Genomic DNA, 19,471 nt, shown 5'->3' with positions numbered 1-19,471 from the left:
TCAGGACTAAATTATTTCGTGAATTCATGGGCATTATTACAAGTGTTTTTTTAAGTAAGCCCCCCATGCCACGGAGAAATTAGGGTAATCAGACCAATTCATATCATTAAAACGTGGATATTCATGTGTCCCATCTTGCATATATTCTTTGCAATCTGATTGAGCCATCGATCGAATTACAGATCCAACGGCTCCCGGCAGCGCTGCTGCCGGCACTCCAACATCCGATACCGCTCCTTCAGCATCTGTTAGTACGACTGCAGATGCTTCATTTACGGCGAACTGAATTGCATTATCCCTCTCCTGCTTGCCGATAGAATCTTGCAGGCCAAATGGATCGATATAGCTCAGCGGATTCCCCCCAACATAGGCATAGAAATCGTTCTGACCACCTGCAAACCCCATAGGATCCTCCGAGAGGAACCGCTTCATCGTCGTACTGTAGTAACGAGCACGATAGTAATAGAGGCCACCTCCATCGTTCTCGCGGCCAGTGTACTGGTAGGGATTACTGGTCCCAGTGTTGCTAGCAGTCACCTTGCCATAGGGGCTGTACTGATACTGCTGGACCAGGTTGCCGCCGCCGTCGGTGAGGCCGATGGTGCTGCCCTGCGCATCGGTCAAGAAATACGCAGCGCCCGTAGCCTCCGGCCGAGCAAAGTACTGATCCACGCCAAGCCCAGTCAGGATCGGTGTCACCGTACCGCCCTGAGTCTCCAGTACAGGGGTGGCGCCGTCGTACAGATAGGTGGTGACGGTGCCGCCATTGAGGCTCTTGGACTGCCGACGCCCCATGGCATCGTAGGTGAAACTGGCGACTACGGTACTGCCCTGCTGGATCTGGGTCAGCTGGTTTCTCGCGTTCCACGCGTAAGTGCGTACGCCATCGGATGTCACATTGCCGTTCGCGTCATATTGGAGCGTGGTGCCGTTGTAGCTCGTCTGCCGGTTGTTGAGATCGAAAGTGCCCGCCTGGCTGGTCGCAGTGGGCAAGGTATCCGAAGCGAAAGTCCCGATCTGGCTGACGCGCCGGCCGACGGTGTCGTAGGTATAGGCGAGGTTACCCAGACTGGTACCGTTGCCCTGGGCATAGGCAATGCCCGTGACCTCGTTGGCGTTGTCGTAGCCGTAGGTTTCCGTGACGCCGTTAGGCAAGGTCAGCTGCTGCAGCCGATTGGCGTTGTCAAAGGTACGCGTCAGGCCGGTGCTGCCCTGGGCGAGTGCGGTCAGGCGATTCGCGTTGTCGTAAGTGTAGTTCACCTGGGCCTGCACACCCGCAACCATAGACTGCCGCCGGCCCGCGGCATCGTACTGGTAGCTCACTGTGCCCTGCGGACTGACCTGCTGGGTCAGTTCATTCAGACCGTTCCAGGCGAACTGTTGGATGCCGTTGATCGAGTCGTTGAGCTCGATGATTCGGTTGCCCACGTCGTACGTAGTGATCACGTTCGATCCATCGGCGTAGGTGGTCTGGCTCAGGCGGCCGAGCGCGTCGTAGCTGTACTGCGTCAGCTGGCTCTTGCGATCGGTGCGGGTCAGGACATCCCCCGTGCCGTCGTAGGTCCAGGACTCGGACTGATTCAGTGCATCGGTACGCTGTTTCAGCCAGTTGCGGGCGTTGTACTGGTAGCTGATGGTGCCGCCCGTAAGCGAGCCCGCGGTAGGCGGCAGTGTCACGGATTGCACATTGCCCATGGCGTCGTGCTGGATGGCCGTGGTGTTGCCCATCGGATCGACGAACGTATTCACCCAATCGTTGTTGGGGTCGTAGGTCCGGCGCGAGATGTTGCCGGCCGGGTCGGCTACGGCCACCTGTCGACCCAGTGGATCCGTGGTGAAGGTGGTGACGCGACCGAGTGCGTCGGTGACCGCCTGCAGGTCATACGCCTGGTAGCTGAAGGTCGTTGCGTGATTCAGCGCATCGGTGACGGTCAGCGGCTGGCCGCTGGGGCTGCAGGTGATGGTGGTGGTGTTTCCAAGCGGATCTGCGACCTGGGTCAGGCAGCCATTGGTATAGGTGAACGTGGTGGTGTGGCCCAAGCCATCCTGATAGGTGGCGATCTGGTTGTAGTCGGGCGTCCAGGTGAATTGCTCGGTCACGCTGCTCGGCGTACCGGCCAAGCCAGTCAGGTTGTGAGTGAGCACGTTGCCACGGCTATCGTAGGTATAGCTATTGGTTCGGCCCAACGCATCGGTTACCGAATCGACCAGGCCAGAGCTCTCTCGTGTATAGGTCGTCGTCTGCGCAAGAGGGGTACCGGAGGCACGGGCAACCGAAGCGGGATAGCCACTGACCGGATCGAAGTTAGTGACGGTGGCGTTGCCAACGGGGTCGGTGACGGTAGTCGACGTTGTGTTGTCGTTGCTGTCCTGCTGATATGCAAACGTAAAATTGCTGCCATCTGCTAGCGTCTGTTTAACGACCTCCAGACTGCAATAGGTGTTCGAGGCGGTCGTATGCCCATCGCGGTCGACCATGGTGCTCAAAGTGCCCGGCACCGGGTAGTAAGGGCACGAACTGACGCTCACCTGCCCCTTAGTACCAGAGGTGGCGACGGGCGCGGAAAAATTCTCGTTGTAAGTAAATTGCCCCGTGGTGCTATCCGGGTACGTCACTTTGTCAAGGAACGCGATAGTGGCTGAATTTCCGGAGGCTGGAGGCGGTGAAGATCCATCTGCTGCCCAACCTGCCACTGGCACCGTGTCAGTATGGTAGTTGTAAGCCCAAGTACGCCCACTGTTGTCTACAACGGACTGCACATTGTTGTTGGCATTGTAGGTAAAGCTCAGGTACCGCCCGCTGGGCGACGTTACCTGTTGCACAAGGCCACCATTCTTGGCTAGCGATACTTCATTTCCGAAGCGGTCGCGAATCAGGTAGAGACCATTGAAATCGTCGTACCAATATTGCGTACCATCACGTGTCTGCAGGTAGTAGCACTCTGATCCATCGGGATTGTTGCAGTCCGAAGGACTGTACGGCGCATTAAGGACGGCGCCGATATACTGTGTCTCGGACCCGCTGTAAACCCAGGATTGCGCGACGCCGAGCCGTGGCGTTATGGAGGAGAACGGCGCCAGCAAATAGCCGTTGGGCAAGCGCACACCTTGTCCTGGATCAGTCCAGGATCTGGATGGACTGTAGACGAAGCTGTCGAAGTTAGAGCGCCAGCCGCCAAACATACGTGTTTCGGACGTAGCTGCGGCGTTGAGCAACACCTGTGAATTGATAGCATGCCAATAGCGCACCAGCTGAAGCGGAATGACATCGTTGATGGTGACGTCGACCTGCGCTTCTGTCAGCGTCCCTGATCCAAGATCTACAGGATCAGCGCAGCAAGGACCATTCGGCTTGGCCGGCTTTGCATCCCCAGGATTGGCATCACCTTCGGCCCAACTGGCCGATGTCAGGGTTTCCAGATGAACGCCAACGGCTGGTTTCAACTGAGCTCCGTCGGGGGTGATCTTACCCTTGCCGTAGTGTTGCCAACCAACCTCCGGACTGTAGGCAATGAAATCGCCTGGCGTGCCGGCGGGAACGTGATCGTAATTTGGATAGGTAAGCGTGATGCCTTGGGTCTGGTGCGGATCAATGTTCTGGACCGTAGCCCCACCAGGTTGCAGGCTGAAATACACCGGAAAGTTGAGCGGAGTCAGGACGGGCGATCGGTCTGTCGGTGTCGGCACAATGGCCAGTTCAGTGACCACTTTGCCTTTACGGTCATGAATCACGGTGCCGGCAGGGATGAATATCTCGAGGCCCGGCATGTCCGGCTGCATCACGATCATGTCGCGTGTCGTAGGTGACGGCAACTCGATCTTGTCACGCGCCAAAATCCGCGGCAGATACATTCGATAAGGCAGCGGCGTCACAAGTCCAGTTTTTAAATCCACACCAGCGAGAAATTGGCCGTACTCGTGACCAGCGGAATCCGCAGTGGAACCGTCCACGTACAGCACTTGGCGACCGGAAGACACGCCCTGCAGAACGAAATCACCATGGATATCGGTGCGTACGTGCGCAGATCCGATGCTGACATCCACATTGGCAACGGGAGTGCCATCCACCAACGCGATGCGGCCGCTCACGCCAGCAAGACCACGACCCGAATGTCGCCGACGCAACAACGCGATATGTGCGATCTCTTGCGGCGTCATTTCCGGCATGTTGGCACGCCAGTGCGCATGTCCGGCGGCACCGGCTACGTCCTGCCCCGGATACCAAGCGCCATCCTCAAAATAGCTGTGCGGCCGACAGAGCATGACTTGAGTGGTTATCCGCGCGGTACAGGGACCAGTTGCAACAGCATTCGAGATGCCCGCACCGGTCATCACACGCAGGGGCGATGAAACCAAGGTGCCCGAAGAGGGGCTCAGCAGGCCAACCATGCCCGCTGCAAGGCTTGCGGCACTCGTAGGGACTGCTACGCCGCCCTTCGGTTGAACGGATAGCGCGGCTTTTCCTGAGGCTTGCACGGAGGCGACCAAAAAATCTATCGCAACGAACATCATCGTAGACCGACGTTGCGACATGACTCCTTGCATGAATAGCGTGTAATGCGCGCCGGGAAACAAGTCACGTGCTGGTGCAATAAAGGCCAGGCGACCACCTTCCACACCCACTACCTTAATAGGCGTTTGCCCCCCAGGACCGAGCAACGTAATCGTTTGTGCATTGAGCGTATGCGGATCCATCGGCTCGGAGAATCGGAGCGATAGAATTCCGTCAGCCGGAAAATCGACGGCATTCGCATTCGGCGAGGATGCCATCAATTTCGGATTGGCGAGGCCACCGTCAGAGGCTACTGCCGCCACTGCAGTCACAGAGCGGAATTGCTGCGTGCGGGGATCGAACACCGTCGCCGCGGCAACAGGGTGACCCATCAGATCGAAGCCGCCGTTCAGTCGAACTGTTCCGTTTGGAAGCAGGACTGCGCTCTGGCCAAGACGAGCCGGCGTCAAAGGATTGGTTACGATTTCGTAGGCGTTGGTGCGCGGGTTCCAGATCTCCGCGGGTGGCATGCCGTTTGACAACGTGGACCAACCACCAGCAAAGAATACCCGGCCATCGGACAAAACGGTGGCGCTGCCGGCAACCCGCGGCGACAAGGGCAAATCCGTTGCCGGCGACAGAGAACGAGTGGCCGGATCGAACCACCAGCCATGGGTAAGCGCCCTACCCTGCGCATCCATCCCCCCCAGATCAACACCCGCCCATCCGGCAATACCGTTGTCAATGCAAATCGTTGCGCTTGTGGCAGTAGCACACGTTGAGAAGACGACAAGAACCCAGCGAGCGAAGTGGAAGTAAGAACTAGTTCGGCGCCTTGCACTGTTAGTTGCCGCCCATCTGGTAGCAGTATCGATGGGGATGGCATGCTTTGCAGATCCGCCGCCAACACAGATGAAAGCGACAGCGTGGACGCACCTTGTTGGGCTCGCGAACTAGAAAGGCAAACCAAAGTCGCAACAAACACCAGCATCGTGCAGAGCAAGCGGTAACTCGATTGGCGCATTGTGTCCGTCATGGCTGGCATTCCTATCGCGCATCAAACGATTGACCCGATCCCACCCGCGCCATCTACTGCTGAGTCACCGCCGCCGTGAAGCTCATGGTGTCGTTGTTGGAGTTCGGCGTAACTTGCACCTGGTACGCGCCACTCGTCAGGTTCTGCAGGCTCAATACGCAGCTACTACCGATGTAACACCAAGCCCCGGCCACATTCGCGCCGCCCGGAGCGTAGACATTCACCAAAATAGCGTTGTCTGGAGACTCACTCAGGCTGCTGATCCCAAGGCTCACATTCTCGCCAGTAGTCGCCGTAAAGATCATAAAAGCTTGTTGACCGGGAACGCTTGAAGTGAAGTTCTGCGATGGTCCATTCACTGTCAGCGCGGCGCCGGATTCCAGCACCAGGGACTCGCTCAACGTGGCACCGACGTTCGGCTGCACGTACAGCTTGTACGTTCCGCTCTGCGGCAGGCCCGCCAGATCCAACAGCACATCGCCTTTGCCATTGCCCGTCTTGTATTGGTTACCGTCCGGCGTGTAAAGCACATAACTCATGATGTTGCCGCTCGGTACGGTGGCCACGCTGCTGGCTTCAAGCGCCAAGGTTTGGCCCGCACTCGCACTGAAAGTGTAGGTCCCAGTCTGGCCTCGCTGCGCCAGGCTCACAGACACTGGCGTGTTCAACGGCAACGTGCCCTTCGCATCATCCATCGCCGTCGCCGCGAAACTCATGGTGTCGCCACTACCGTCCGGCACAACTTGTATCTGATAAAGCCCGGCCACCAAATTTTGCAGATCCAATCCACAACCGCCGTCATTGACGTAACACGCTCCCCCGGACACGTACGCACCGTTGGGGGCGTAGGCATAAACCATGACGACGTTATCCGGGGACTCGCTCAGGTTGTTGATCCCGATCCCCACGTTCTCGCCTGCCGTTGCTGTGAAGGTCATGAAAGCGTATTGACCTGATGTGCGCGAAGTGAAGTTTTGCGCGGGACCATTCACTGCCAGTGTGATTCCCGATTCCAATTCCAGAGACTCACTCAATGTGGCGCCGCTGCTTGGTTGCAAGTAGACCTTGTATGTTCCGCTCTGTGGCAGGTTCGTCAGATCAATAAACTCTTCACCGCGGCTGCCACCTGTTGTGTACTGCTTGCCATCCGGCGTATACAGCACATAACTCACGATGTTGCTGCTTGGCACAGTAGCCACACCGCTGGCTTCCAGTGCCAAGCTTTGACCAGCACTCGCACTGAAGGTATACGTGGCGGTTTGACCGCGTCGTGCCAAACCTACCGACTGCACGGTGTTCAACGGCAACGTGCCTGTCGCGTCATCCGATACTGTTGCCGTGAAACTCATGGTGTCGTTGTTGGAGTTCGGGGTAATTTGCACCTGGTAGGTTCCTGCCGCCAGGTTCTGCAGATCCAGCCCGCAACCGCCATTGTTGACGTAACACCAGGTACTAGCCACGTTCGCGCCACTTGGGGCGTAGACATTCACCAGAATGGCGTTATCTGGAGACTCGCTCAGATTGCTGATCCCAAGTCCTATGTTCTCGCCTGCTGTCGCCGTGAAGGTCAGGTAGGCGCCCTGGCCACCCCATTGGGTGGTGGCATTCAACGATGCGCCGTTGACATTCCCATTCCCGGTGACGCCGCTGACCAACTCGAGTTGGCTGGTGACCGCTGCGGACGCATTGGGTGCTACGACGATGGTGTATGTACTGGATGCCGGCAAATTAGGAAGATTGAAAAATGTTGCCGCGGCCGTCGTGATCGATGCCACCTGAGCACCATTCGGCGCCGCAACTGTGTACTGCACGCTGGCACCGGACGGTGACGTGGCCTGGCTCGCGATGACCAATCCGAGCGTTTGATTGACCGCAGCATTGAAGAAAAGCCGCTGACTTTGTCCTGGACCAGTAGTACTGGTGGTCAGCACCGTGCTGAGTGCCAAGGTCGGATCAGCTTCAAGACCCAGCGTCAGATTGGCAGCTGATGTGGAAGTCAGCCAAATCGCATAGGTTCCCGTAATTGGAGCCTGCGGCAGATGGATCGAGGCGTCGGTTGTCGACAACACCCCGCTCGCAATCAGCTGGTTGTGGCTGTCGTAGACGGTGTAGTTGACCGAGCTGCTGCTGACGATATTGTTCGCCTGGAAGCTGAGATAGCTTCCGGCGGATGCATCAAACAGAACCGCCGCATACTTCCCAGCTGGAATACTGAGCGGCACAGAGGCACCCACGGCTACCCGCGTGGTGACTGCGACATTGGCCGCGTTGATGCCGGGAGGCGTGACAAAGAAATCCGCGCTGCTCGCACCCATCCCGAACAGTGTCGTAACCGAGACCTTGCCGCTGCCCATGCCGGCGCCCACCGGAAAGACGACCTGGGTCTGGCTGGCCGACGTCGGATTCGCCTTCGTGCCGTTGATGGCGGGGTAGCTCTGGTTCGAGACAGGATCGAGGTTTTGCCCAATCACGGTCACTGCCGTCCCGGCACCTCCGATGGACGGGCTGAAACTGGTCACCACCGGCGGCTGGCCGGTGGCGTCAACGGTGAAAAGGTCGCTGCTGGTAGCGGTGCTGGTGCCCACGCTCACCGTAATGGCGCCGGTGGTCGCTCCGGCCGGAACGCTGGTCGTCAGCGTCGTTGAAGTAGCTGCGGTGACTGTCGCCACGGTGCCGTTGAACGCCACCGTGTCGTTCGCGACGGTGGCGCTGAAACCCTGACCAGAAATCGTGACCGTCGTGCCAGTGGAACCATGATTGGGAGTGAATGCAAAGATCGCCAACTGGTTTGCAGGAACGCTCTGGACCTGCAGCAAGTTGCCCATCGCGTCGTAGACGTACTCGGCGCTGGCACCGGTCGAGTTGGTGACCGCACGCAAACGGCCGTTGGCGTCGTAGACATAGGTGGCGGTGGCGTGGGCCAAGCCAACGGCCAGTGCGAAGAGGCTGAGAGCCGCCCAGCTCGCCTTGAGCACATGCTGTCGAAACGAACGGCGGGGTGAGGTAGATGCGCGGCGTCGCGGCCGGTCAGTGTGACCGGGCATGCCTGCGTCCAGCAGCTTGCTCAAGCGCGATCGCATACGACCGTTCTCCTTGAACGACGTACCGCAGCGGTTTATTCCGTTTTCCCCGTCGAGCCTGAGATCAGTGCATCGCCCGACCCGATGCTACTATCGTAAACACGAATGGACGGATGCCGGCAAGGGGGCAAGATGCGGGTTCTCGGCGTAGTAGTCGGATGCTTGATCGGCCTCACACTCTGCACAGCGATACTTGTTGCCACGCAACCGATAGCGAGGACTCCGATCGCTGACACCGCATTGGTGGCGTTGGGACGTCGACTGTTTTTCGATCCACAGCTCAGCCCGGACGACTCGATCCAGTGCGCCAGTTGCCACCTTCCCAGCGACGCCTTCAGTGATGGCCGTGCGGTATCAATCGGCTTCGAACGCCGCGCCGGCACGCGCAACACACCTAGTCTGCTCAACGTGTTATCGGATGAGCCCAATTTCTGGGATGGCCGACGGGATCGGCTAGACCTGGCTGTTCTTGACCCCTTGGTCAACAGGGTGGAAATGGGTAATCACACTTTGTCCGAGGTCGTCGACCGACTCAGCGCCAATACCGGGTATCGCCAAGCCTTCGATGAAGCCTTTCACGAAGGCGACCAGTCGATTTCAGAGACCCATCTGGGTACAGCGCTGGCAACGTATATCCGTTCCCTGCCACGATCACCCAATGCCTACGATCGGTACGAGGCCGGCGATGTGAGCGCGCTCACGCCACAGGCCAAGGCGGGATTACAGCTCTTCATGGGCAAAGCCGAATGCGCCAGTTGCCATGACCCCAAGCACGGACGTTTCACCGATGGCCGGTTCCATTCTTCCGGAATCGGCTTGGGACCTGCCGAGGGACAACTGGCAACGTTGACGACACAGGCATTACGAGACAATCAGCAGGGAGCGACGCTGGGAAGCGCCATCGGCAGCAACGCGCAGTTGGCGGCATTGGGGCGGTTTCTCGTCACTCACCTGGCCACAGATGTTGGCGCGTTCCGCACGCCGTCGCTGCGCAACGTAGAGCAGACGCCGCCTTACATGCATGATGGCAGCATCACAACACTGACCGCCGCCATTGATGAGGAACTTTATTATCGCGGTCTTGCCACCGGGCGGCCGATCACTTTGACCGCGAACGAGCGCGACGAGCTCCTGGCATTTCTGCGCAGCCTGACGTCAGCACCAGAAGCCAACGCCCACCCGGCGGCAGATGGTCGATCAGACCTCACGCCACGGGCTGCTTCCGGGGATTGAGTCGATGAACCATCGATACCAACGTGCTACGTTCACGCCCCTGCCCTTCCATCATTGATAGCCGCGAGGTCCACTGTGAAGCATCGTGTCATTCGTCTTGCCACGCCTGCCCTGACCGCACTCATGATCGCCGCGTGCCATTCGCATCCGACAGCCACCGCGGACAACGCACAAACCCACGTAGCCCCACCCAGCAGCAGCACGGACTCCCAAGCGTGGGAGTCTTACATGGTGACCGTCAGTCACGCCGACTTGAAGGGCGTTTCCGCGAAGCCGTTTCTATTCGAGGTTCTAGCCAAGGACGATCCGAAGGCGCCCCAACGCAATCCAAATATCCAGCAAGCGCTCACGGTGATGGCCAGGAACCACCAGTTTCCAGGCAACGCCATCGCCGTGGCGGGACCTGATCCAAGCGCCACTGCCGATGTTCTGGCTACCGCGTTCGATGCTGCCAAACCGAACTCGTTGCAAGGCCTCACCGTGCTCTACATAGGTGACGCGAGCGACAAAGCCCGCGCTGAGAAGGCGATCACGGCATCGGGGGCGGCCTTTCGCTTCGTGGCGATGTGAGTGACGAGCCAACTGTCTGCGCAGAGGCGCCCTGTGGCGATAATTGAGCGAGTGGCCCTGTTCATGCACAGAAATTCGTCGATTCCACCTACTGACGATGGATGCAGGGTCGTCAGTTCTATCCCCAACAACGCACCCTAATCACCTGCCACAAGGCTCGCCTCGATAGCAGACACTGCCAATCCGCACCTTCAGTCGGCGGACGCCACCAAAAACCGCACCCCAAAGCTCACCGCCGAGCATGGCCTATCATGGCGACCCTTCATTCGCTCCCGAATCCCGCCATGCATGACTCCGCCACCCCGTTGCGCGTGGCACTGGTCGGTTACGGCTACGCCGGCAAGACTTTCCACGCGCCATTGATCCGCAGCGTGCCCGGCCTGGTGCTGGCCACGGTGGTCTCGCGCGATGCCGGCAAAGTCCATGCTGACCTGCCCGATATCGACGTGGTCGCCGATGCGGCCGTTGCCTTGGCCGACCCGCGGCTGGATGTGGTGGTGATCGCCTCGCCCAACGATACGCATGCGCCACTGGCGCGCGCCGCGCTGGAAGCTGGCAAGCACGTGGTGGTCGACAAACCCTTCGCACTCGATCTTGCCCAGGCGCGCGAACTCGCCGACATCGCGGAACGCGAACGACGCGTGCTATCGGTGTTCCAGAATCGCCGCTGGGATAGCGATTTCCTCGGCGTGCGGCAAGTGATGGAAACCGGCCGGCTGGGCAAGGTCACGCACCTTGAATCGCATATCGACCGCTTCCGCCCACAGGTACGCGCCCGCTGGCGCGAACAGGCCGGCGCGGGGAGCGGGCTCTGGTATGACCTGGGGCCGCATCTGGTGGACCAGGCGTTGTGCCTGTTTGGTGTGCCCGATCGCGTCTGGGCCAGCCTCGCCACCCAGCGCGGCAGCGGCGAAGTCACCGACTGGGCGCATGTGGTGCTCGAGTACGGCGAACGACGGGTGATCTTGCACGCCGGCATGCTGGTGGCCGGCGGCAGTCCCCGTTTCATCGTGCACGGTACGCAAGGCAGCGTGGTGAAGCCGAAGATCGACCCGCAGGAGGCCCAATTGCTCGCGGGCATGCGTCCGGGCGATGCGGGCTGGGGCGAGGACACGGACGACTTGTTGCTGTACGACGGCAACGGCAACGCCGAGCCGATCGCACCGCCACGCGGCGACCAGAGCCGATACTACGCGGCCTTCCGCGACGCGGTGCATGGGCACGGCAGCAACCCGGTCACGCCACGACAAGCCATCGCCGTGATGGCAGTGATCGAAGCGGCGATGGCCTCGGCCTCGGAAGGAAAGGCCATCGTGCCGGAGCTGAGTGCAGCGGAACGTGGTGCATGGCCGGGCAACTGAGCCTGTGATGTCGCGCCGCGCAAGCCGACCCCGCCCTCTCCCCCATCATCGGCATCCCGCCACCGAATCCTTCACCGGATTCAATCGCTCCTCGTCGCCACTACCGGTGGCACCGCAGCGGCGCGAAGCGCCGGTCCCAGTACGGCGAGCTGGCCGATCATCCATAACGCGAGCGCGCCCACCGGGAAGTAGGCCGACGGCAGCCGGGGCAATTCGTAATGCAGCATCAGGAGCAGGTTGATGCCGTAGGCCAGCACCATGCCCAGTGCGATTCCTATCGTCGCCAGCACGAAGTTCTCGGCCTGGAAGTAATGCAGGATATGGGCGCGCGTGGCGCCCAGGGCGCGGCGCACGCCGATGGTGCGACGGCGCTGGCCGACCCAGAAGCTGGCCAATCCGGCGATGCCCAATGCCGTGACGATAAGCAGCGCCACGATGACCGCCGCCAGCATGCCTGCCATGGCGCGGTCGTTCTCGAAAAACCCCTGGCGCAGGTCGTCATAGCTGCGCTGCTCCAGCACGATGCGATTGGGGTCGAGACGCTTGAGCGCAGCCAGGGCGGATTTCAGCACCCGCTGGCGGTCTTCCGCGGCGGTGCGGATCACGTAGCTTCCACCCTCCGTCGCGGCCAGGCGTATCGGATACACGATGCTGTACTGCGCCCCCATCTGCAGCGCGTCCGGCCGCGCCAGCGGCGCGCTTACGCCGACCACTTGCAGCGGTATGTCGTTGCCGACGTAGATCGTCTTGCCCAGCGCGTTCTGGCCCGGCCACAGGCGTGCGGCGACCGCCTGGGCGACGATCACGGTGTGCGGCAGGTTCTTCATGTCGCCGCTGTGCAGCGCAGGCATGGCGGTCTTCAGATCGATCAACTCGCCAGACTGGAAATCGCGCCCGGCGATCAGCCTTACACCTAGCGTGGGCAGCAGGTTCTCTCCGTAATAGCTCGCCACTTCGAGCGAGTTGTCTTTCTGCAGGGGGCGCAGCTTGATGCCGCTGTTGGACATGGCGTAGCCACTGAGCGGCAGCTGGTTTGCCAGGGCCACCGCCTGCACGCCGGCGATCTGCCGCAATGTCGCGAGATCGGTTTGCGCCTGCGCATAGGCATCCGGCCGATCGCCGATATAGGCAAACTGGATCTGCAGCAATTCGTGCTCGGCGATGCCGCTGGGAATATCCATGCGCTGCAGGCGTTGATGGATCAGGAAAACCGCGTTGCACACGATGGCGCAGGTCAGCGCAATCTGCAGGATCAACAGCCACGCCGTGATCTTGTGCCGGCGCAGGGTGGAAAGAATCGGTCGGATATCCATGTCAATTGCCCTTCAGTTGCAGGCCAGGGGCGACACAACAGGCGCGCCAGGCCGGCAGTGCGCCGGCCAGCAGGCTTGAGCCCACCGCCAGCAGGAATGTCGCCAGCAACATCGCGCCATCCAGGTGCGCCAGCGATGCGTAGTCCGCCGGCTGCCGGCGCACCTGCCACAAGCCCAGGTACGCCAGCAGCAAGCCGCCCAGACCGCCGGCAAGCCCGATCACGCCGGACTCCACCAGCAACTGCATGAACAAGGCCCGCCGCGATGCGCCCAGCGCGCGGCGCACGCCCAGCTCGGCGGTGCGGCGCAGGAACTTGGCCAGCATCAAGCCCACGGTATTGACCAGGCACACGAGCAGGAAACCCAAGGCCAGCCAGGTCTGCAGCTGCACGTCGCCAGGCACGACCTGCTCGTAGTCCAGCCACTGCATCAGATTGCGCAGGCGCACGTTGGGTGGACGCTGAAAGCGGCCCAGCGACTTTTGCTCCTGCGAGTAATGGATCAGGTACTGCCGGTACGCGTCGGCCTGGGTCGGCGTGTCCAGTTGCACCCAGAACTGCAGCCAGACGCAAGGTGCCGTAGGCGTGGCGTCGGCGCCGCCATTGCCCCAGCAATCGCCGCCGCCGAGGTGCGCCAGATGCAGATCCTGCGAGGTGGACAAGGGCACGTAGACGCCTTCGCTCCCACCGTAGTTCTTCACGTTGAGGTCATAGAAATGCGGGTTCGGCCGCCAGTCCCCCAGCACGCCGACGATGCGCAGTGCGCGGCCGTCCACGCGCAGCATGCGTCCGCTGCTGTCACGCCCGCCGAACAACTTGTCGTTGAGTTTGCTGCTGATCACCACCACGGCCGCGCTGGCCGCGTCTTCGGAGGCGCCCCAGGCATGGCCATACTGGAACGGCACGCCGAACATGGGAAAGAAGTCGGCCGTGGTGTAGCGCGCGGGCTCGTAAAACGGATCGAGTGCGGATTGCGCCGGCTGGATGGCCACCGAACCACCGGTCATCAGCGCCTGGCGATCGGCCCGTTTCGCCTGCAACAGGTTCATGCCGTCGATCCAGGTGACTCGATCCGGCGGTTCGCCATGCGCTTGATACCCCCCCATGTCACGCGGATCGAGCTGCGGCGCGTACAAGGTGCTGCTGCGCCCCGGCAACGGATCGCCCGACAGCACGTGCAACACGGTCAACGTGGTCATGCTGGCGCCGATGCCCAGCGCAACCGCCAGCACCATCAGCGCAGTAAGCGTTTTGTTGCGCCCCAGGCTGCGCAGGGCAAGGTCGAAGTAATAGCCGAACATTCCTTCCTCCATTCACGTCCGCTGTTACAAGCAGCAGCCTGATCCAGCGCCGGCAAGCCGGCAGCTGATCGGGGGTGAAAGGAGACGTCGGCGTGGCGAGACGGGCGTTACTGGCCCATGCGGGCGAATAGCGCCTCGCGGTACCGCCGGCTGAGGCGGAGCGCGCGGCCGTTGTGCAGGTGGATTTCGTAGTCGCCCTTGAACAGCGGCGTGAGCGAACCGATGGCGCCGAGGTTCACCGCCGTCGACTTGTGGATACGCATGAAGCGTTGTTCGCCGAGCTGGGACAACAAGTCGTGCAATGTCCTGCGCAACAGGTAGCTGCGCGTCGCCGTGTGCACGTGAACGTAGTTGTCGTCGGCTTCCAGCCATTCGACGGATGCCGCATCGATCAGCTGCAAGCGCTCCCCATCCGGCACCAGCAAGCGCTCGCAGGAGGGCGCCCGTGCGCGCCCGATCGCCACGGCTGCAGCGCCGGACTGATGCGCTAGCAACCGCTCCCTGACCCGCTGCACGGTGCGCGCCAGACGCTCCCGGTCGTAAGGTTTGAGCAGATAGTCGACCGCATTGAGGTCGAACGCCTTCACTGCGTGCTCGTCGAACGCGGTCACGAACACGATCAGCGGCGCGCTAGCCGGCTCGAGCTGCGCCGCGACCTGGAGTCCCGACAGCGTCGGCATCTGCACGTCGAGAAAAACCACCTCCGGGCGGAGTTGCTCAATGCACTGCGCGGCGGACAATCCGTTTTCCGCCGACCCGACCACCGCGATGCCAGCCTGCTCCGACAGCCAGCGCTCGAGTTTCTCGCGGGCCGGCGCCTCGTCGTCGGCGATCACGACGCGGATCATCGAGCGGCATCCGTCAGCGGTATCGAGACGCAGGCAGCAACGCCATCACCCTCGTTGCGGACCGACAAGGACGCTGCATCGCCGTAGAGGATGCCCAGCCGCTCGCGGCAGTTGCGCAGTCCGACCCCGTCGCGGTGCTCCGGCGCCAGCCTGGAACCCGAATTGCTGACGATGATTTCCAGCCATCCGCCCTCGCGCCGGGCACGGATATGGATATGCACGGGCGTCGCGGCGAGCTCGACGCCGTGCTTGAACGCATTTTCAAGCAAGGGCTGCAGCATGAGTACCGGAACGGGGGTGTCGAGCAGCGCCTGATCGGCTTGCCAGCTCAGCGTGACGCGATCCCGAAACCGCTCGCGCATGATGTCCGCGTACAACTTGAGCGTGCGTAGTTCTTCGGCGAGCGGCGTCATCTCGTTGTCGATGGACCGCAGACTGATACGCAGCAAGTCCCCTAGCGTTGCCACCAATCGATCGGCACCCGCCACGTCCGTCTGCATCAGGGCCGAGACGGTGTTGAGCGCGTTGAACAGGAAGTGTGGCCGCAGTTGGCCCTGAAGCTGCGCAAGCTGCGCTTCGGCCAGCGCCTTCTGCGTTTGCAACAGACGGTGCCGCTGGCGTTGCCACTGTCCATAGGAATCGATACCGAACAGTATCCCGAGCCACAGCCCCGCATAAATCGTCAGCTTGATGCTCTCGTATACGAAGACGAAGCCCCAGCCCGGGTGCTCGTAGGTACGATCCACGACGGCGTAGACGCCATGCCGTATCGCGTAGACCAGCGTAATCCACGTCACGAAAACCAACGGCAACCACCGCAGGTAGCTGCCGAACCAGATCAAGGGCCGGTCCAGATACAGCGCATGGCGCCCGCGAACCCGGACTGCAAGCGCCATCCATCCGGTCGAGACCAGCGCCGAACTCCCCTCCCACAGGATCGGCTCCCACCACCGGACGAGCGGGCTATGCAGCTCGTTCTCGATGGAAACGCTGATCATCAGCAGCCAGAATGCCGCCCACAGCACCCAGAACGTGGCCATGATCTTCGCAGGAAACGTCGCGCCGTAGTCGACGTGGATGCCTGCCGTCGGCGAATGGGATGGCATGTTCATCATGCAGGAGTGTAGCCGCGCCTGCAGCGGCAGAAGCTCTCTATGTGGCAAGCGGGACTTGCTAGGGGTAAAGCGGACACTTGCATCGCCCTGCCCCGATGCCCACCCCGCGGACGCACTCGTGCGATCACGGCGCCGTCAATCGGATCGCCCCTAGGCGGTATCAAGATGCGCGAGCGGAAATTTTCCGCCCCTTCCCCTGCCTTACTCCTGACGGCACTGGCCTGGCCGCGAATCCAACCGCGACGCAACGCACAAATGGCCGTCCGGCTTCCCTGTAGAAACGGGACCATGCATGGCTGAACAGTCGCGCCTGCAGGGGGACTCGTCATGCTTTTCCGAAGCATCGCTTCGCGGCTGTCTCTATGGGTCCTCGCCGGCTCCGTGGCCGTGCTGGCCGCGGCCGCCGGCGCACTGTTCTACCGGGTGAGCGGACAAGTCCTGGAGCAGGCCCATGGCGAAGCCTCGGCGCTCGCGAACGAGGCAGGCAACCGGATCGAGCAGCGACTGGCCCGCGTGGCCGACATGTCCCAGACCCTGGCCGCCGTCATGGCGTCGCGCCCCGAGGGTACCGAGATCGTGCTGCGCGACGCCCTCGCGCGGAACACCGACCTTTCCGGGCTCGCCGCGGCCTTCGTGCCCGCGCCGGACAACCCGCCGGCGTCGCCCTTCATCAGCCGCCGGGACGACGGTTCGCTGGACTGGCGCGACCTGCGCAAGGACGGCAACCACTACTGGGACAAGCCCTGGTTCCTGACCGGGCTGCGCTGTTCGCAAGGTTGCTGGCAACGGCACTTTTACTCGCAGTCGCGCAAACGCGAACTGGTCAACTACTCGGTCGCGATCAACAAGGATGGCCGCCCCATCGGCCTGATCAACGCCGATGTCTCGCTCGACTGGCTCAGCCACATACTTAAAGAACTCCACAAGCCCGCGGGGGCTTACGCGTTCGTGCTGGACGGCAGCGGCGCCTATCTCGCCCACGACAACGCCGCCATGATCGGCCGGCGCGGCCTGGCCGACCTGCTGCAGGCGCAGGCCTTGCACGGGGCTGTCCGTGTGCGGCTAGCGGTCGCACAGAACCCGCAGGCCGGCGGCAAGCCGGTGTGGATCTACCTCGTCCCGGTGGAAGGCACGCACTGGAGCTTCGGCCTGGCCATGCCCGAGGCGATGATCTACGCCGGGGTGCGGCAGGCGTTCGTCCACGTGCTGTTACTGGGATTACTCGCCTTGTTGGCGTTGGCGGTGGTCACGCTTGCAGTGACGCGGCGCACGCTCGCCCCGCTGGGCACCCTGGCTTCGCGCGCCGAACACGTGGCACGCGGCGAACTCAGCTTCGAGCTGCCGCCTGCCCGCTTTCCCGACGAAATCGGCCGGCTGACGCACGCCTTCGACCGCATGCGCACGGAACTGGCGTTGCATATCGCGGAGCTGACCCGCAACGCCAAGGAGCAGCAACGCCTCGCCAGCGAACTGGGCATTGCGCACCAGATCCAGACCGCGCTGCTTCCGGGCGAGCATTACCTGGATGCGCACTGCGCAAACTTCGAGCTGCACGCCTTGCTTCGGCCCGCGCGCGCCGTGGGCGGCGATTTCTACAGTTACTTCATGCTCAACGAGCGCCGCTTCTGCGTGATGGTCGGCGACGTGTCCGACAAGGGCATCCCCGCCGCCTTGTTCATGGCACGCACCATCACCCTCGCGAAGGCGCTGGCGCCCCGGGCGCGGTCGCCCCAGCACCTGTTGTCGATGCTCAACGTCGAGTTGTGCCGCAACAACGACAACTGCATGTTCGTGAGCGTGCTGTGCGGCATGCTCGACACGCTCACGGGTGAGTTGGTGATGGCCAGCGCCGGACACGAACCGCCCGTGCTCTGCGACGCGGATGGCGCCCGGCTGATCGCGTTGGATACCGGAGCCGCGATCGGACTGGACGAAGAGGCCAGCTACCCCGCCCGCACGCTGCGGTTGCAGCCCGGGCAGACCTTGATGCTCTACACGGACGGGATTACCGAGGCCGCCGATACTTCCCGGCAGCTGTTCGGCGCCGAGCGTCTGCTGGCCTGCCTCGAACGATCGCCGTCACGCTCGGCCACCGACCTTGCAGACGGCTTGCTTGCCGAGGTGGATCGCTTCGCCGAGGGCGCGGGGCAAGCCGACGACATCACCGTCCTCGCCTTGAACTGGCATCATGCCCACGTCGACAGGAATGCCCCCATGCTGGACATGAGCATCAAAGCATCGATGGACGATGTCTTCGATATGCTGGCGCGCTGCGACGAGTCGCTGCGCGCCCAAGGCGTGTCCGCCGCCGTGCGGGACGACATCCGCCTGGTGCTGGAAGAACTCATGGTCAACATGGTGCAGCACGGGCATGCCGGCGATGCGAACCGCGCGATCGACCTGCACATGCGCCTGGGCAATGACGCCGTACTGATCGAACTGCACCACGACGGCCAGCCCTTCGACCCGCTGCAGGCCCCCCTGCCGAGCCTCACCGGCGACCTTGCCGATGCCGATGGTGTTGGCGGCCTGGGCATCCATCTGGTGCGCGCCATGGCCAGCGAGCTCAGTTACAGCTACGACGACCAGGGCAATCACCTGCAACTGCGCTTCCTTCACCCGGCACGTACGGAGCACGACCATGACGTTCAACCTGAAAACTGAAAGCGAGTCGCCCGAACGCACCACCTTGCATCTGCACGGCCGGCTCGACGCGCAGACCTTCAACGACTTCGACCGGGCCATGCTGGACGTGCTGCCGCGCATTCCCGACGGCGGCACGGTCGTGCTGGACCTGTCCGCGCTGGAGTACATAAGCAGCGCCGGTCTGCGCAGCATCGCCATGATCCGCAAGAGCATGCGCGCCCGCGGCGGCCACACCTTGCTGCTCGATCCCCAGCCGCAAGTGCGCAAGGTGTTCGACATCGTGAAAGCCGTGCCGCTGCAGGAAGTCTTCGCCAATACGCAGGAGCTGGACCGGTATCTCGATCACATGCAACGCCAGGTCACCGGTGACGGATCTGTCGGCAACGCTTGAGCCGGAATCCTGCTGTGCGGCAATCGCCACGGCCGAACACGAGGCGGCCGAAGGACTTATTCCACTGATGTGCGTCTGATTATCGG

Annotated in this window: 11 protein-coding genes; 5 read left to right on the top strand and 6 right to left on the bottom strand. The window is 61.9% G+C overall.

Annotated elements, in window-relative coordinates; translation table 11 throughout:
- Positions 1 to 36: 36 nt before the first annotated feature.
- Entirely contained in the window at positions 37 to 5,193 is a 5,157-nt protein-coding gene (locus ISP14_RS13425) for an RHS repeat-associated core domain-containing protein (protein ID WP_404540798.1), read from the bottom strand.
- 388 nt (positions 5,194 to 5,581) lie between these two features.
- Complete coding sequence (locus tag ISP14_RS13420; RefSeq protein ID WP_404540796.1) at positions 5,582 to 8,596, bottom strand: IPT/TIG domain-containing protein; 3,015 nt, start codon at positions 8,594 to 8,596, stop codon at positions 5,582 to 5,584.
- Positions 8,597 to 8,857: 261 nt separating this feature from the next.
- On the opposite strand from ISP14_RS13420, the gene ISP14_RS13415 reads away from it, so the two are divergent.
- The 3 genes from ISP14_RS13415 (at position 8,858) to ISP14_RS13405 (ending at position 11,772) form a co-directional block, all read left to right on the top strand.
- Positions 8,858 to 9,841 carry a cytochrome-c peroxidase gene (locus ISP14_RS13415; RefSeq protein ID WP_404540794.1) on the top strand — a complete coding sequence of 328 codons (984 nt, stop codon included), beginning with the start codon at positions 8,858 to 8,860 and terminating at the stop codon, positions 9,839 to 9,841.
- Between the two features lie 228 nt (positions 9,842 to 10,069).
- Positions 10,070 to 10,411: a hypothetical protein gene (locus ISP14_RS13410; protein ID WP_404540792.1), complete on the top strand. Its 342-nt coding sequence runs from the start codon at positions 10,070 to 10,072 to the stop codon at positions 10,409 to 10,411.
- Positions 10,412 to 10,695: 284 nt separating this feature from the next.
- On the top strand, positions 10,696 to 11,772 hold the full coding sequence (locus ISP14_RS13405) for an oxidoreductase (RefSeq protein WP_404540791.1): 1,077 nt from the start codon (positions 10,696 to 10,698) through the stop codon (positions 11,770 to 11,772).
- A gap of 80 nt (positions 11,773 to 11,852) precedes the next feature.
- Here the strand turns inward: ISP14_RS13405 and ISP14_RS13400 are convergent, their stop codons facing one another.
- The 4 genes from ISP14_RS13400 to ISP14_RS13385 all read right to left on the bottom strand — a co-directional run bounded on the left by ISP14_RS13400 (position 11,853) and on the right by ISP14_RS13385 (position 16,348).
- Entirely contained in the window at positions 11,853 to 13,085 is a 1,233-nt protein-coding gene (locus ISP14_RS13400) for an ABC transporter permease (protein ID WP_404540789.1), read from the bottom strand.
- Between the two features lies 1 nt (position 13,086).
- The gene (locus tag ISP14_RS13395; RefSeq protein ID WP_404540787.1) at positions 13,087 to 14,385 is read right to left on the bottom strand and encodes an ABC transporter permease; all 1,299 of its coding nucleotides are present in this window, start codon (positions 14,383 to 14,385) and stop codon (positions 13,087 to 13,089) included.
- Positions 14,386 to 14,492: 107 nt separating this feature from the next.
- Positions 14,493 to 15,233, bottom strand: a complete 741-nt coding sequence (locus ISP14_RS13390) for a LytR/AlgR family response regulator transcription factor (protein ID WP_404540786.1) — start codon at positions 15,231 to 15,233, stop codon at positions 14,493 to 14,495.
- Complete coding sequence (locus ISP14_RS13385) at positions 15,230 to 16,348, bottom strand: sensor histidine kinase (protein ID WP_404540784.1); 1,119 nt, start codon at positions 16,346 to 16,348, stop codon at positions 15,230 to 15,232. The genes ISP14_RS13390 and ISP14_RS13385 overlap by 4 nt, the downstream gene beginning before the upstream one ends.
- A 327-nt stretch (positions 16,349 to 16,675) precedes the next feature.
- Between ISP14_RS13385 and ISP14_RS13380 the strand changes: the two genes are divergently transcribed.
- Entirely contained in the window at positions 16,676 to 19,012 is a 2,337-nt protein-coding gene (locus tag ISP14_RS13380) for a SpoIIE family protein phosphatase (RefSeq protein WP_404540782.1), read from the top strand.
- Positions 18,990 to 19,385: an STAS domain-containing protein gene (locus tag ISP14_RS13375; RefSeq protein WP_404540779.1), complete on the top strand. Its 396-nt coding sequence runs from the start codon at positions 18,990 to 18,992 to the stop codon at positions 19,383 to 19,385. The genes ISP14_RS13380 and ISP14_RS13375 overlap by 23 nt, the downstream gene beginning before the upstream one ends.
- Positions 19,386 to 19,471 lie beyond the last annotated feature (86 nt).

Origin of the sequence: Dyella agri, from assembly GCF_044904705.1 — a bacterium.
GTDB lineage: Bacteria > Pseudomonadota > Gammaproteobacteria > Xanthomonadales > Rhodanobacteraceae > Rhodanobacter_A > Rhodanobacter_A agri.
Note: the sequence above shows the minus strand (reverse complement) of the source record. Positions and strands in the feature narration are given on the sequence as shown.